Source organism: Bradyrhizobium centrolobii, from assembly GCF_001641635.1.
In the GTDB taxonomy this organism is placed as follows: Bacteria; Pseudomonadota; Alphaproteobacteria; order Rhizobiales; family Xanthobacteraceae; genus Bradyrhizobium; species Bradyrhizobium centrolobii.
Genome location: NZ_LUUB01000079.1, coordinates 368,118 through 383,606 on the forward strand (window position 1 = coordinate 368,118; position 15,489 = coordinate 383,606).

Sequence of the window (15,489 nt, forward strand, 5' to 3'; positions counted from 1 at the left end):
AAGCTCGGCGCCGCTACACGTGGCCCAGAAATGCGAGAAACCCTTGCAGCATGGGCACAACTTGCATTTCCGCGGCCCGGAGATATTGCCCTGCATGTGTGCGTTTCGCAGCTGCGGGACTGTCCCGCAGTTCCGCGCCCGGGTAGTATGGAATTAAGGTTCCAGGAAAGCATCACCTCTGTGAGCGAGTTACATAAAGGCTCCCGACTGTCCCGCCGCGAATCGGTTATTCCGGCCGCGCGGTGGCGGTTCGATCTGCCCGGCGGGGGGTGGATGTGACACAGCGCGTCCCAGCGGTCGCCGCGCGGCGATCCTGCGGTTCTGTTTCCCGGACGCTGCGTGCGGCGCGCTGGGTCGTGGTGCTGTGTCTCGCGGCCAGTTCGGGGGCTTGCGTGCTGACCCAGGATCTCCCCGATCCCGCGCTCGACGTTCCCGCAAAATACAAATACGCCGGCAAGCCCGACGCGCCGCCGGCGCTCGATTGGTGGCGCGGCTTCCGTTCGACGGAGCTGACGCAGCTGATGGAGGAGGCGCAGACCGTCAATCTCGACATCGCCGCCGCAGTCGCGCGCATCATCGAGGCCGACGCCCAGGCGCGTGAGGCGGGCGCGGCGCTGCTGCCGAGCCTGTCGGGAAGCGGATCGGAAAGCTATTCGCGCACCTCAGGCTCGAGCGCTTCGGGTCTTTCCATTGGCGGCCGGGAAGTCGTCAACTATTCGGCCTCGCTGAGCGCAAGCTACCAGCTCGACTTCTGGGGCCAGAACCGTGACGCGCTGCAATCGGCGGAAGAGACTGCCAATGCCAACCGCTTCGATCGTGACGTCGTCGCGCTGACGACGCTCGCGAGCGTCGCCAACGCCTATTTCCAGGTGCTGGCGTCGCAGGACCGCCTGCGGACCGCGCAGAACAACATTGCGAGTGCGCAACGCATCCTCGATGCCATCAAGGAGCGCCGCAAAGCCGGCACCGGCACCGATCTCGACGTCGCGCAGCAGGAGAGCGTGGTTGGGAACCAGAAAGCGCTGGTGCCGCCGCTACGGCAGACGCTCGACCAGAACGTCAACGCGCTCGCCGTGCTGGTGTCGCGGCCGCCTGAGAGCGTGCGCGTGCTGGGCGGCTCGCTGAACCGGATCGCGATCCCCAAGGTGACCGCGGGCCTGCCGTCCGAACTTCTGACGCAGCGGCCTGACATCCGCCGGCAAGAGGCCCAGCTCGCTTCCGCCACGGCCAATGTCGGCAATGCCCGCGCGCAGTTCTTCCCGAGCATCCAGTTGACCGGCAATGGCGGCTATCAGAGCTCGGCGCTGGCCTCACTGTTCCAGCCGCATGCTGCGTTCTTCCAGCTCGTCGGCAGTGCGACGCAGCCGATCTTCGACGGCGGCAAGATCCTCGGCAATTTCGAATTCGCCAAGGCGCGTCAGGACGAATTGCTGCAGACCTATCGTAAGACCATCGTCCAGTCCTTCGCCGACGTCGACAATGCGCTCTATTCGATCAAGCAGACGACGATTAGGTTGCAACTGCAGCGCGAGGTGGTTGCGTCGTCGCGTCGCGCCTTCGATCTTGCCGAGCAACAGTTGCGCGCTGGAACGGCCGACATCGTGGCCGTGCTGAACGTCCAGCAGACACTATTTCAGGCGGAAGATGCGTTATGGCAGGCGCAGCTCGCGCGGCTGCTGGCGATCGTCAGCCTGTATCAGGCGCTCGGCGGCGGCTGGGAGCCGAGGATGGAGAAACCGGTCAATGCTCTTTAAGCCGGATACGAAGGAAGGTGCGAAGGTGGGGATCGCGAAAAAATCCTCGCGCGGCCGCGGCTTCGTCATGACGCTGATCACGATCGCGATTCTCGGCGGCCTCGGCTATGTCGGCTGGACCGCGATGCATCAGCAGCAGCAGGCCAATGGCCGCAACCAGCGGCCCGATCTGCCGGTGCCGGTGCTGGCCGCGACGCCCCGCATCCAGGACGTGGCGGTCTATCTCGACGGCGTCGGCGCGATCCGCGCGCTCAACACCGTGACCGTGCGCTCGCAGGTCGACGGCAAGCTGATCGCGGTGAATTTCACCGAGGGCCAGGACGTCAAGAAAGGCGATGTGCTCGCCGAGATCGATCCCGCCATCTACCAGGCGCAGTACGACCAGGCCGTCGCCAAGAAGGCGCAGGACCAGGCCCAACTCGCCAACCAGCGCATCGATCTGACGCGCTACGAGCAGCTTGCCGCCTCCAACGCCGGCTCCAAGCAGCAGGCCGACACGCAGCGCGCGCTGGTCGCGCAGACCGAGGCGCTGGTCAAGGCCGACCAGGCTGCGATCGACAACACGGCGGCGACGCTGAGCTACACCAAGATCGTGGCGCCGCTGGCGGGTCGAGCGGGCCTGCGGCAGGTCGACCAGGGCAACATCATCCACGCCGCCGACGCGACAGGCCTTGTCGTGATCACGCAGCTCCAGCCGATCGCGGTGTGGTTCAGCCTGCCGCAGCAGCAGATCATGCGCGTCAACGCGGCCGCCGCCAAGGGTCCGCTCGCAGTCGACGTGTTCGGGAATGACGGCGTCACGGTGATCGATACGGGCAAGCTCACCGGCATCGACAACCAGGTCGATCCGACCACCGGCACGCTGAAGCTCAAGGCGGAATTCCCCAACGCCCATTACCAGCTCTGGCCGGGCCAGTTCGTCAATGTCCGCCTCAAGGTCGAGACGCTGCCGCAGGCGCTGGTGGTGCCGACATCCGCCGTGCAGCGTGGTCCGGTCGGGACCTTCAGCTATGTGATCGGCGAGGGCGATATCGTCTCGGCCAAGCCCGTGACTGTGACGCAGCAGAACGAGCATGACGCGGTGATCGCGAGCGGCCTGTCGCCGAACGACCGGGTCGTTACCACGGGCTTCGCCAATTTGTCCGACGGCTCCAAGGTTATCATCGGCCGCGATGACCAGACGCCCTCGGCCGATCTCGCCCCGCGCAAGCGTTCGCGCGGTCCGCAGGGCAATGACGGGCAGAAGGGCGGCCAGGCCAAGGATGGTCAGGCCAAGGATGGGCAAAGCAAGGACCATCCGTCCACGGACGGCGCCAAGGACTGGCAGGAGCGCCGCGCCAAGCGGATGAACGGCGAGGGCGATCAGAAGGGGCAGACCGGACCGGCGCAGGGGGCAGACTCATCGGGAAGTGGAGCGAAGCAGCCATGATCCCGACAACAGCCGCTTGAGCGGCAGGCGCGTCTCATGGGCGTCTCCGAACCATTCATTCGCCGGCCGATCGCGACCTCGCTGCTCGGCATCGCGCTGCTGATCGGCGGTGCGCTCGGCTATTTCGCGCTGCCGGTCTCCGCGCTGCCGCAGGTCGACTTCCCGACCGTGCAGGTGACGACGCAGTTGCCGGGAGCGAGCCCCGACGTGATCGCCTCGCTGATCACCGCGCCCTTGGAGCGGCAGCTCGGGCAGATCCCGTCGCTGTCGGCGATGAACTCGACGAGCTCGTTCGGCGTCAGCCAGATCTCGCTGCAGTTCGATCTCAACCGCGACATCGACGGCGCAACCCAGGACGTGCAGGCCGCGATCAACGCTGCCGCCGGCGTCCTGCCCAAGACGCTGCCTTATCCGCCGACCTACGCCAAGGTGAACCCGGCGGACGCGCCGGTCATGACCCTGGCGCTGCGGTCCGAGACGATCTCGCTGCGGGCGATGAGCGACATCGCCGACACGATTCTAGCGCAGCGGCTGAGCCAGATTTCCGGCGTCGGGCGGGTCTCGGTGCTCGGCGGATTGAAGCCAGCGGTGCGCGTCCAGGCGGATCTGGCCCGGCTTGCCGCCTATGGCATCGCCATGGAGGATCTGCGCAACGCGATCGCCAACGCCAACGTCTCGGGTCCGAAGGGCTCGCTCGACGGCGCGCAGCAATCCTACATCATCGCGGCCAACGACCAGATCGCGGCGGCCGACGCCTATAGGCCGATCATCATCGCCTACCGTAACGGCTCGCCGGTTACGATCGGCGACGTCGCGCAGATCGTCGACGGCCTCGAGAACGACCGCACCGGCGGCTGGTATCAGGGCACGCCGGCCGTCATCATCGACATCCAGCGCCAGCCCGGCGCCAACGTGATCGACGTGGTGCGCCAGATCCGCGCCGAGATCCCCAAGGTCCAGCGCGCCATTCCGGCCGGCGTGAACCTGACGGTCGTTTCCGACCGCACCGAGACCATCCGCGCCTCGGTCCATGACGTGCAGTTCACGCTGATCCTCAGCGTCGTGCTGGTGACGCTCGTGGTGCTGTTGTTCCTGCGCTCGCTGCGGGCCACCCTGATCGCGGGCGTGGCGCTGCCACTGTCGCTGATCACGAGCTTCGGCATCATGTATTTTGCCGGATTCAGCCTCGACAATTTGTCGCTGATGGCGCTCACCATCGGCACCGGCTTCGTCGTCGACGACGCCATCGTCATGATCGAGAACATCGTTCGCCACATGGAGAACGGCGAGAGTGCGATGGAGGCCTCGCTCAAGGGCGCCAGCGAAATCGGCTTCACCGTCATCTCGCTGACCGTGTCGCTGATCGCCGTCTTCATTCCACTTCTGTTCATGTCGGGCCTGGTCGGACGGATGTTCCGCGAATTCGCGCTGACGCTGACGATTGCGGTCGTGACCTCGGCGGTGGTCTCGCTGACGCTGACACCGATGATGTGCTCGCGCCTCCTCAGGCACGTCCATGAGGAGCTTGCGGTGCCGGGATTGGCTGCGATCAGCCGCTTCATCGACCGGACCGTCGAGGTCTACCACAGGACGCTGCTCTGGGTGCTGGAGCGCCAGCGCGCGACGCTGGTCGTGACCTTCGCCACGCTGATCGCGACCCTGGTTCTCTATGTGGTCGCGCCAAAAGGCTTCCTGCCGCTCCAGGATACCGCCTCGATCACGGCGGTGACGGAGGCGGGGCCGGACGTGTCGTTCGCGGAGATGCAGAAACGGCAGGCCGAGGCCGCCGACGCCATCAAGGCCGATCCGGATATAACCGGCGTCGTCTCGGTGATCGGCGCGGGCTCGGTCAACCCGACCACCAATGTCGGACGCCTCGTCATGACGCTGAAGCCCCGCGGCGGACGGCGCGACGATGTCGGCGTGGTCGTGACCCGGCTGAAGCAGAGGGTGGCCGGCATCCCCGGCATGACCGTCTATTTCCAGCCGGTACAGGACGTGCAGATCTCGACCCAGTCGAGCCGGTCGCAATATCAGTACACGCTGACCGGTACCGATGCGACATTGGTATCGGAGTGGGCGGGCAAGCTGGTTGCGGAGATGCGGCGCGATCCCCTGTTCCGGGACGTGTCGTCGGAGGCGCAGGAAGGCGGCCTGCGGGCGCAGCTCAACGTCGACCGCACGCGCGCCGGCCAACTCGGCGTCAGCCTCCAGGGCATCACCGACACGCTGAACGACGCCTTCGCGCAGCGCCAGATCTCGACCATCTACGGCCAGGCCAACCAGTACCGCGTGGTGCTGGAGGCGCTGCCGATGTACCAGCGCGATCCCTCGATCCTGTCAAAGCTCTATCTGCCGGGCGCCGCGGGCAGCATCGTCGGCGCGCCCAACGCCCAGGTGCCGCTGTCGGCGGTGGCGACGCTGACGCGCACCACTGCGCCGCTCGCGATCTCGCACCAGGCGCAATTCCCGGCGATCTCGCTCAGCTTCAACCTCGCGCCGGGTGCGGCGCTCGGCGATGCGGTCGACGCGGTGAAGGCGATCGAGACCCGCATCGGCATGCCCAACAGCATCGTCGGTGTCTATGCGGGCGACGCCGCCGAATTCTCCAAGGCGCTCGCCGGCCAGCCCTGGTTGCTGCTCGCCGCTGTCATCACGATCTACATCGTGCTGGGCGTGCTCTATGAGAGCTACATCCACCCGATCACCATTCTTTCGACGCTGCCCTCGGCCGGTGTCGGCGCGATCCTGGCGCTGGTGCTGTTCGGACAGGACCTCTCGGTCATCGGCCTGATCGGCATCATCCTGTTGATGGGCATCGTCAAGAAGAACGCAATCATGATGATCGACTTCGCGCTCGAGGCCGAGCGCGGGCAGGGGATGGACGCGACCGATGCGATCGTGCAGGCCTGCCTGTTGCGCTTCCGCCCGATCATGATGACGACGCTGGCGGCGCTGTTCGGCGCGCTGCCGCTCGCAATCGAAAGCGGCACCGGCTCGGAGCTGCGCTTTCCGCTCGGTATCTCCATCATTGGCGGCCTGCTGCTGAGCCAGCTGTTGACGCTCTACACCACGCCCGTGATCTACCTGGCGCTCGACCGCATCAACCGCCGCCTCGAGCAGGCGCTGCCGCCGGCTGAATCCGGCGGCCCGCCGGTCGCGGGCGCCACCGAGGGGATGCAGTGATGGCATCGATCTCGGAGCCCTTCATCCGCCGCCCGGTCGCGACCACGCTGCTGTCGATCGGGCTGTTTCTCTTGGGTGTCGTCGCCTACGAGTTCCTGCCGGTCGCCTCGGTGCCGAATGTCGACTTCCCGGCCATCTTCGTCTCCGCGAGCCGGCCGGGCGCCGATCCTTCCGTGATGGCGGCGACGGTGGCCTCGCCGCTGGAGCGGCGGCTGGGCGAGATCGCTGGGATCAACCAGATCACTTCGACGAGCTCGCTGGGGACGACCAATATCCAGCTCCAGTTCGACATCGGCCGCAACATCGACAAGGCCGCCCGTGACGTGCAGGCGGCCATCAATGCCTCGCTCGTCGACCTGCCGAGCGACCTGCCGACGCTGCCGCGCTTCCGGAAAGCGAACACGGCCGGCGCCCCGGTCTTCGTGCTGGCGCTGACATCGAAGACCCTTTCCGCCAGCGCGATCTACGACGTCGCCGACACGGTCCTCGCACAGCGCATCTCGCAGGTGCCGGGCGTCGGCGACGTGACGGTGAGCGGCGCCGACCAGCCGGCCGTACGGATCCAGCTCAACCCGGTGGCGCTGTCGAATGCCGGCATCGCCACCGACGACGTGCGGACCGCGATCATCAACGCCAACCCGCTCGGTCCGGTCGGCATCTTCAACGGCGACCGCCAGAGCGAGACGCTGTCGCTCAACCGGCAGATGCGCACGGCCAAAGAGTTCCGCGACATCGTCATCAAGAGCGCGAACGGCAACTTTGTCCGGCTCTCCGACGTCGCCGACATCGAGGATTCCGTCCGCAACGCCCGCTCGATCGCCTGGTTCAACAAGCAGCCGGCGGTGTTGATCCAGATCACCAAGCAGGGGGACGCCAACGTCATCGACACCGTCGACCGGGTCAAGGCGCTGATCCCTGAGCTGAAGCAATGGATTCCGGCTGGTGTCGAGGTTTCCACCCTGGTCGATCGCACCGGCACGATCCGCGCCAGCGTATTGGACATGCAATGGACGCTGCTGGCGACCGCCTTCCTGGTGATGGTCGTGGTGTTCGTGTTCCTGCGCCGCCTGACGCCGACCATTGCGGCCGGCATTTCGGTGCCGCTTGCGCTCGCCGGCACCTGCGCCGGCATGTGGCTGGCCGGCTTCTCAATCGACAACCTCTCGCTGATGGCGCTTGCCATCTCCGTCGGCTTCGTAGTCGACGACGCCATCGTCATGATCGAGAACATGTTCCGCAATCTCGAACATGGCATGCGGCCGTTTCAGGCGGCGCAGGAAGGCGCCCGGCAGATCGGCTTCACCGTGGTGTCGATCAGCCTGTCGCTGATCGCGGCCTTCACGCCGCTGATCTTCATGGACGGCATCGTCGGCCGGCTGCTGCGCGAATTCTCGCTGACGCTCACCTTCGCGGTCGTGGTCTCGACCCTGGTGTCGCTCACGGTGACGCCGATGATCTGCGCCCACTACATCCGGCAGACCACCTCTGGCACCGCGACGCTGTTCGACCGGATGATCGAGGGATCGCTGTCGCGCATCGTCGCCTTCTACACCCGCACCTTACGCGTCGTGCTGGAATTTCCGCTGCTGACGCTGCTCGTGTTCTTCGCCACGATCGGCCTCACGGTGACGCTCTACATCAAGGTGCCTAAAGGCTATTTCCCGACCGACGATTCCGGATTCGTCATCGGCGCGACGCGGGCCTCCGCCGACATCTCGTTCCAGTCGATGCTGGGCTTGCAGCAGCAGCTCGCCGACATCGTCATGGCCGATCCGGCTGTCGCCGGCATCGGCTCGGTCCTTGGCGGTGGCGGGCCCGGCCCGGCCACCTCCAACCGCGGCACCATGTTCATCAGCCTGAAGCCGCCGGCCGAGCGAAACTATGTCTCGACCGAAATTGTCATCGATCGCTTACGCCGCAATCTCTATCGCGTCGCCGGCATCCGCCTGTTCATGTTCGCGGCGCAAGACGTCCGCGCCGGCGGACGGCAGAGCGACTCGAACTACCAGTACACGCTGTCGAGCACCGATCTGGACCTGTTGCAGCAATGGGCGCCGATCGTGGCCAAGCGAATGGAGACGGTCGAAGGCATCACCGACGTTTCCGCCGATCGCGACCCCGGCGGATTGCAGCTCACGCTCAGGATTGATCGTCAGGCCGCCTCGCGGCTTGGCGTGCGCGTGCAGGACATCGATAACGCGCTGAACAACGCGTTCGCGCAGCGGCAGATCTCGATCATCTACACCCAGCGCAACCAGTACATGATCGTGCTGGAGACCGATCCGAAATTCCAGGTCGATCCCTCCAATCTCGATCGCATCTATGTCGCCGGCGCCAACGACGTGCAGGTGCCGCTGTCGGCCGTGGTGCATGCGACGCGCGGACTCGCCGCGCTCGCGGTCTATCACTCGCAGTCATTCCCCTCGACCACGGTGTCGTTCAATCTCCTGCCGGGCGTGCCGCTCCAGGCCGCTACGGAGAACATCCAGCGTGCGGTCGAGGAATTGCACATGCCGGAAGGCATTCGCGGCAGCTTTGATGGCAACGCGGGCGATTTCGCCAGGACCAGCGGCCGGCAGCCGCTGCTCATCCTCGGCGCGCTGGTTGCGATGTATATCGTGCTGGGCGTGCTCTATGAGAGCCTCGCCCATCCCCTGACCATCATCTCGACGCTGCCCTCGGCGGGGCTCGGCGCGCTGCTCGCCTTGCAGGTCACCAACACGCCGCTGACGGTGATTGCCTTTGTCGGCATCATCCTGTTGATCGGCATCGTCAAGAAGAACGGCATCATGATGGTCGACTTCGCGCTCGACGCCGAGCGCCAGCGCGGCCTGTCCTCGGCAGAGGCGATCTTCGAGGCCTGCCAGGCGCGCTTTCGTCCCATCCTGATGACGACGATGGCGGCACTGTTCGCGGGCATTCCGCTCGTGATCGCGACCGGGCCCGGCACCGAGCTGCGCCGTCCGCTCGGCATCACCATCATCGGCGGCCTGTTCGTCTCGCAGATCCTGACGCTCTACACCACGCCCGTGATCTACCTCTTGATCGACCGTCTGCGCCGCCGCTCCGAGCCGCGCGCGGTTGCCGCGCCGGCGGAATAGGCGGTTGTTGAGGCGCCGCGCGCAGCGTATAGCGGCGGCATGTCGAACCCACAGGACACGGCGGCCGCAGCAGCCGAGCCGCTTCCCGAATGCCCGCACTGCCAGAAGCCGATGCCGCTGTGCATCTGCGACAGCGTCACGCCGATTGAGAACCGCCTTGGACTCCTGATCCTCCAGCATCCGCAGGAGCAGGACAGGGCGCTCGGCACCGCGCGCCTGACGGCGAAGCACTTTGCCAACGCGACTGTGCGGGTCGGCCTGTCCTGGCCGAGCCTTTCCAAGGCGCTGGGTCGGCCGGTCGAGAATGCCGCGCGCTGGGCCGTGCTCTATCTCGGCTCGGCGCGCGCGGCCGATCTCGAGACCGAGAGTGAGATCGTCGCGCTCACCCGCAAGGGTGAGGTCGCGGAGAACCAGCGCGCCATCCTGGGCAAGCTCGAAGGCGTGGTGCTGCTCGACGGCACCTGGAGCCAGGCCAAGGCGCTGTGGTGGCGCAATCCCTGGATGCTGAAATGCCAGCGCGTGATCCTCAATCCGGCGCACCCCTCGCGCTACGGGCGCCTGCGCCGCGAGCCACGCCGCGACGGTCTCTCGACCATCGAGGCCGCCGCGACGATCCTGGCCGGCCTCGAGCGGCGCCCCGACATCGCCGAGACGCTGCATGCGAGTTTTGAGCGGATGCTGGCGCGCTATCGCGAGGTGCAGGCGGAGATGCCGGAGCTCGCGCCCAAGCCAGCTCCCAAGGGCCGACGGCGCGACTTCCGGCGTGGCAAACGGCACTGAGAAGGTGATCAGTGCAGGGAGCAGCGGATCAACGCTGCAAATGGTTTCGCCAGACCGTTGCGCATCGGAAGCTTGCAACGAACTGTCCCTGGAAAAAGACCAGTCAGTTTTCTTCGCCTGGCGAGATGCGCCGCTTCTTGAAATGGATGGGTGAACAAATCGCTGGCGGAGCTGCTGAGGAAATTACCGCTCCGGTCGATCAACAAGTCATCTCGGGCGAGCGATGGTTTAGACAGGTTCCGTCCGACAGGCGCTGGCGTCTCGTTCCGGCTGACGGACCTTTGGCCGCCGGATTCTGGCCAATCGAAAATTCGGCTCGTCAAGATCCAGATTAGGGGCACTCGATCTGGCCTTGGGTACTTGTGCCAAGAGAACCTTCGCTCCCACATCCGTTCCACTTGCGACAAGCGGCGGAAATGTCTAAGGCATTCCCCCGTGGGGCCACGTGGCGGAGTGGTTACGCAGCGGTCTGCAAAAGCGAGCTGGTTTACTCCGCTCAACATTCGCAAACCCCTATTTTTATAGGGGTTTGCACACATGGCAAAGAGAACACTTGCACAAGTGCAGTCACTGCAAAGCCGATGGCATGAGCAGCCGATTTTTTATTTTCCGAACCAGGCAGACGCCATTGCAATCCGAGAGCTAAATCGCTTAAACAACCGAGGATAGCGCCGCACAAGGACGATCCTACGCAACGGTTCGCCAGACAGTTGCGCATCCATGCTGAAAGAGGCCGCCAACTGAGGCAGTCTGCCGCTAAAGGTCGAAGGGGCCGATGACCCACTTCATGGGTGTAGTGATTGCCTGTCTGGAGGCCGCCGACCACAATCCAGATGGCATCAGAGAACTGGCCGACCGGCTTCAGCAAATTGCAGTCGAGCGCCCTGATCTCGTTGAACGCTACGACAAGGCCCTTGCGGCGCGTGATGCTGGGGAAATGGAACGTCTGTGGTTCCAGTGCAAATTGGTTTTAAAATCCTGGGGCAACCTGCGGATCAACGCGATCACTGGTCGGCTTCACATTGGGCACGGAAGCCGGTCATTCCCGCTGTTTCCGCGCGTTTTCCAAATCTGGCCCTGAGCCGAGTGAATTAGAGCACCACCAAATTCACTTGGGACACCGGGCGCGGACAGTAGCTAAGAGCACTATCGAACCGACGAAAAACACGAACGGACACGGAACGAGAACATCTGGCACATGTGCCAAGAGAACCTTCGCTCCCACATCCGTTCCACTTGCGACAAGCGGCGGAAATGTCTAAGGCATTCCCCCGTGGGGCCACGTGGCGGAGTGGTTACGCAGCGGTCTGCAAAACCGTTTACACCAGTTCAATTCTGGTCGTGGCCTCCATCACAAGCTTCTGATCTTCAAAGACAATTCAATTCCGCGACGAGTTCCGCCGATCCGCGCGAAGGGACGCCCGCGCGCTCGTCCACCGGATTTGCCCGGGGCTGCCGGAAATCGGCGATTCAGGCCGGCTGGCATGGAGTTCGCATCACGTGGTGATGCATCCCCGTCCAACCAGAGCTGGAGAGCACGTGGGCGACGTCGTCCGATTTGTCCCGAAGTCCGAGCTGGAGCGGGCCCGCCTCATTCGTGAGGCCCGCGCGATCTATGACAGCATCTTCCCGCCGGCCGTCGCCGATCGGGAGCCGCAGGAAGGCGAGGGGGTGCCGGGCGTCAAGAACTGATGGTGGTCGCGCCGGGGCCGTCCAGGTTAGGCGCAGGGTCGTTCAGCAGGCCGCGTACCAGCCGTCAGGAAACGGCAGGAGGGGCCAGGCGCCCTCATTGTCATTCGCGGCCTTGGGAGTTTCCTTGAGCGTTGCGTCGTACGTCCACGAGCGGGGCACGAATTCCTCCTCCGGCGCGAGCGCTAAATCTTCATGGACCATGGCGTCCCGGACGGCATCCAGCAGCAAGTTGAATTCGGCTTCGCTCATCACACCCTCCGGAACGCGGATGGCGCAATGTCGCAAAGCCGGTTTGTTTCCCGATTGAGCCGATCGTTCGCATTTTAACGATCCGGCGATCGGGACCAGATTGGTTAGCGATTCCTGAAAAAATCTCCGCGAGAAGCTAGGCCTGCCCTGCGCGCGCCGAGTGTGAAAGAAATCACATTCCCGCAAGTTTATTTCCCGTAGGTCTTCCGCGACGCCGGCCAATGCGGGCCGGGGCAGTGCAGACGGGAGACTCGGTCATGAAGGCGAGGTTCTTGCGGTTTGCGGGTGTGAAGAGCCGGGCGCGTCGGGCATCGTCGATCGGGCTGTTTCTTACGCTGTTCGCCTCCGCTGCCCAGGCGCAGGGAACGCCGGAGCAGCGCCGGGCCTGTACGCCCGACGTCTATCGCCTCTGCGCCGGCGAGATCCCCAATGTCCGCGCCATCACGGCCTGCCTCCGGCGCAACCGGGCCAGTCTGAGCGAAGCCTGCCGCTCCGCGTTCGGCCAAGCCGGCGGCTGAGCACGCCTGTGGATTTGTGCGCAGCAAGTGGTTTGCGGCGCTTACGTAAATCCGTCGGAATAGGCCTGTGCATATGCTGCGGAGAAGCTGTTGAGAGGCAGGAATCTGACGCAAATCCGTCAATGATCGAAATCATCTCAGCCGGCTTCACGCCCAATCGTGTCCTCTCCGGACATCACTTGGTTTTGCTGCCATAGATTAGTCTGGCGGGTCCGCCGTGCTTCATCGGCTGCTGGCGAGAACTGTTCGCCCGTCGGGCAAAACACTGCGGTAGCCAGGTGAGCGAAGCGATACCGGGGGATGATGTCGAGTAGGGGATCCCGGATTCGCTGCTCTCACCGCTACAAGCCCTTGCGTTGCCCGACGGGCAAAACATCCCACGGCTGGGTCAATCGCGGGAGGCGAAAATATTCGCCTTTACAGAATTTCTGATTTTGCGTAGATCTGCGCCACCTCATCCCAGTCAGAGGGGCGTATCGCGATCGTCACGAAACGCGGGATGAGTTGTGGTGGACGCTGGGCCGCGTCGGCGCGAAGGCGATCGTAGGGCGGGAAACCGTGAGCGATCGCGGCGCGCACACGACCGGCGCGGTCAGCGTACGGCAAAACCGTGTGGTCCTGGCGCCCGGAGTCTGCGCGTCAAGTCTTGCGGTGATGCTGCGGCCCGACCGGGCGCGCGCATCAGCCATCTGCAAGGTGACGGGGGCAATAGTGCATCGCTCCCCGGGGAGAGCTCGGCATAAGCCGTCAAACCACCGCGCAGGGAAGGCCGGGTTGTTTCCGGTTTCACCTGTATGCCGCTGTGCAAATTTCGTAGCGCATCTTTCGCACAGTGGACCGCGGGTGCCAGCCGGCACCCGGTCTTCCCTGCGCCCTCTGACCCCAGAGGGTGTCGAGACGACGGGAAAGCTCGGGCGATGCAAGCCGCGAGAATGCGCATCTATGCCTCCGCGATTTGAGATGCGAATTGAACAAGGCATGCTCATGCCCACACTCCGTCATTGCGAGCGCAGCGAAGCAGTCCAGGAATCCCACCGCGGAAAGATTCCGGATTGCTTCGTCGCAAGAGCTCCTCGCAATGACGGTGTGGAGGTGGCGATCGCGCAGAAGGACCTCGAGGCTGCCCTACGACCCCGGCACCAAAACCACGTCCTTCATCGCCGAATAGTCTGGCCATCGCTGGCCGGAGAAGGGGCCGAAGGCCCTTCCACGACGCGTTGCGGAAGATGACGAATTCGTCCTTTGCAAGCGCAACCGGCTTTGTTATACGCAGCCGCGCGCGAACGTCGGTTCGCCCTTTTCCTCGGTAGCTCAGCGGTAGAGCATCCGACTGTTAATCGGATGGTCGCTGGTTCGAATCCAGCCCGGGGAGCCAAATTTCATCGTGATATCAATAAATTGACTTCGCGTCTTGAGATGCTGCGCGACGCCGTTGCAGCAAGCTCGCAACTGCTCCGGTCGCTTCCGACGCAGAATCACATTCAAGCAGACGTGTGGAATGGCGCCCTCGCGCCATGAGGGTGGCGCCAAATCGACTCAATTCAAATCGAGCTTGCGGGGGCCGGACACTTGCGGAGCTGATTCCAATGCCAGTCATCCAGATTGACCATTCCCGCGTGGCCCCCTCGATTCTGCCGGCGGATGTTCCCAAACTCAGCGACGATGAATGCCTGGCGCGGCTCGTACATGCCGTGGAGGCGCCCGATCCGGAACGGCTCGACGAAGTGGCTGCGTTGATCGGCCGGTTGGCGGTCGCGATCGAATAGGCTGGCTTGGCCCGTTTTGCGGTGAGCGGCACCGGGATGCCGTGCCGGCTGTTCCCGGGCCAACGCCCGTGTTGCGTTTTGGCAGAGCTTGTTCCAAAGATGCGGCCAACTTCCGTCCGCGGCATCGTCCGCATTTCAGGGTCCGCAAATGTCCGGTTTTTCGACCGCGCGCCAAAAAATGGTCGATGGCCAGGTGCGCACCAATGACGTCACCGACCGCCGTATTCTCGATGCCATGCTCACGGTTCCCCGCGAGGTCTTCGTGCCTGCCAGCCGGCAGGCCCTGGCTTATCTCGATCTCGATCTCGACGTAAGCGAAGGCGGCGCCAAGCGGTTCCTGATCAAGCCCGCCTTGACCGGCAAGCTGCTTCAGGCCGCCGAGATCGGCGAGGGCGACAATGTGCTCGTTGTCGGCTGCGCCACGGGCTATCTCGCCGCGCTGACCGCGAAGCTTGCGGGCCAAGTGACCGCCACGGAATGCGATTCGGCGCTGGCCGCGAAGGCCAAGGACACATTGGCCGCCCTGGGCCTCGCCAATGTCGACTGCAAGGCCGCGGCCTGCCCCGAAGGGGACCCGGCAGCGGCGCCGTATGACGTGATCGTCCTCAATGGCGCCGCCGAGGTGACGCCGGAAGGGCTGCTTGGCCAGCTCAAGGAGGGCGGGCGTCTGGTCGGGGTCTCCGCCGAATCGAAGCCGCCGCGGGCCATGATCGTGACCCATTTCCACGCCGAATTCGGCCATCGGGCGTTGTTTGATGCCTCGGCCCCCGTGCTTCCCGGCCTGGAACGGACCGCCGCCTTCGTCTTCTGACGGCCAGGGCCCGTTAAAATACCGTTCTGAATCAGAAGTGTGGCAGGGATGCTGCACGTGAAGAGTTTCGACCGAGAACCACTCTGAGGTAGTTCCGTTGCGCTTGACCGCGTCCTATGTTGCGACGGGGCAACGACTCCACTCGGATACGGTTCCCAGGTTCCCAGGTTCGCGGGCACGGGCCTGGCGTGAGAATGAACGGA

At 64.5% G+C, this 15,489-nt stretch carries 12 protein-coding genes and 2 tRNA genes; 13 read left to right on the top strand and 1 reads right to left on the bottom strand.

All coding sequences use genetic code 11. The features are described from left to right. Positions 1 to 269: 269 nt before the first annotated feature. From AYJ54_RS28070 to AYJ54_RS51455, 9 genes are all read left to right on the top strand, one after another. Positions 270 to 1,754 carry an efflux transporter outer membrane subunit gene (locus tag AYJ54_RS28070; protein WP_136623971.1) on the top strand — a complete coding sequence of 495 codons (1,485 nt, stop codon included), beginning with the start codon at positions 270 to 272 and terminating at the stop codon, positions 1,752 to 1,754. Then, a complete protein-coding gene (locus AYJ54_RS28075; RefSeq protein ID WP_063704026.1) occupies positions 1,744 to 3,183 on the top strand; it encodes an efflux RND transporter periplasmic adaptor subunit in 1,440 nt (479 codons plus the stop codon). Before AYJ54_RS28070 ends, AYJ54_RS28075 begins: the two co-directional genes overlap by 11 nt. A 36-nt stretch (positions 3,184 to 3,219) precedes the next feature. Beyond that, the gene (locus AYJ54_RS28080) at positions 3,220 to 6,369 is read left to right on the top strand and encodes an efflux RND transporter permease subunit (RefSeq protein ID WP_063704028.1); all 3,150 of its coding nucleotides are present in this window, start codon (positions 3,220 to 3,222) and stop codon (positions 6,367 to 6,369) included. Next, positions 6,369 to 9,470, top strand: coding sequence for an efflux RND transporter permease subunit (locus tag AYJ54_RS28085; RefSeq protein WP_063704029.1), 3,102 nt, complete (start codon positions 6,369 to 6,371; stop codon positions 9,468 to 9,470). The genes AYJ54_RS28080 and AYJ54_RS28085 overlap by 1 nt, the downstream gene beginning before the upstream one ends. A 39-nt stretch (positions 9,471 to 9,509) precedes the next feature. Further along, positions 9,510 to 10,250, top strand: a complete 741-nt coding sequence (locus tag AYJ54_RS28090) for a tRNA-uridine aminocarboxypropyltransferase (protein ID WP_063704032.1) — start codon at positions 9,510 to 9,512, stop codon at positions 10,248 to 10,250. An 11-nt stretch (positions 10,251 to 10,261) separates the two neighbouring features. Further along, complete coding sequence (locus AYJ54_RS49815; RefSeq protein WP_136623972.1) at positions 10,262 to 10,585, top strand: hypothetical protein; 324 nt, start codon at positions 10,262 to 10,264, stop codon at positions 10,583 to 10,585. A gap of 440 nt (positions 10,586 to 11,025) precedes the next feature. Continuing rightward, positions 11,026 to 11,331: a hypothetical protein gene (locus AYJ54_RS28095; RefSeq protein ID WP_063704034.1), complete on the top strand. Its 306-nt coding sequence runs from the start codon at positions 11,026 to 11,028 to the stop codon at positions 11,329 to 11,331. Between the two features lie 196 nt (positions 11,332 to 11,527). Beyond that, positions 11,528 to 11,601, top strand: a tRNA-Cys gene (locus tag AYJ54_RS28100). Between the two features lie 188 nt (positions 11,602 to 11,789). Then, a complete protein-coding gene (locus AYJ54_RS51455; protein WP_201724265.1) occupies positions 11,790 to 11,942 on the top strand; it encodes a hypothetical protein in 153 nt (50 codons plus the stop codon). Positions 11,943 to 11,984: 42 nt separating this feature from the next. Here the strand turns inward: AYJ54_RS51455 and AYJ54_RS28105 are convergent, their stop codons facing one another. Beyond that, on the bottom strand, positions 11,985 to 12,191 hold the full coding sequence (locus tag AYJ54_RS28105) for a hypothetical protein (protein WP_063704036.1): 207 nt from the start codon (positions 12,189 to 12,191) through the stop codon (positions 11,985 to 11,987). Between the two features lie 257 nt (positions 12,192 to 12,448). On the opposite strand from AYJ54_RS28105, the gene AYJ54_RS28110 reads away from it, so the two are divergent. The 4 genes from AYJ54_RS28110 (at position 12,449) to AYJ54_RS28125 (ending at position 15,286) form a co-directional block, all read left to right on the top strand. After that, positions 12,449 to 12,709, top strand: coding sequence for a hypothetical protein (locus AYJ54_RS28110; protein WP_063704038.1), 261 nt, complete (start codon positions 12,449 to 12,451; stop codon positions 12,707 to 12,709). 1,300 nt (positions 12,710 to 14,009) lie between these two features. Then, a tRNA-Asn gene (locus tag AYJ54_RS28115) sits at positions 14,010 to 14,084 on the top strand. 211 nt (positions 14,085 to 14,295) lie between these two features. Further along, on the top strand, positions 14,296 to 14,475 hold the full coding sequence (locus tag AYJ54_RS28120) for a hypothetical protein (protein ID WP_063704040.1): 180 nt from the start codon (positions 14,296 to 14,298) through the stop codon (positions 14,473 to 14,475). 148 nt (positions 14,476 to 14,623) lie between these two features. Beyond that, entirely contained in the window at positions 14,624 to 15,286 is a 663-nt protein-coding gene (locus AYJ54_RS28125) for a protein-L-isoaspartate O-methyltransferase family protein (protein WP_063704042.1), read from the top strand. Positions 15,287 to 15,489 lie beyond the last annotated feature (203 nt).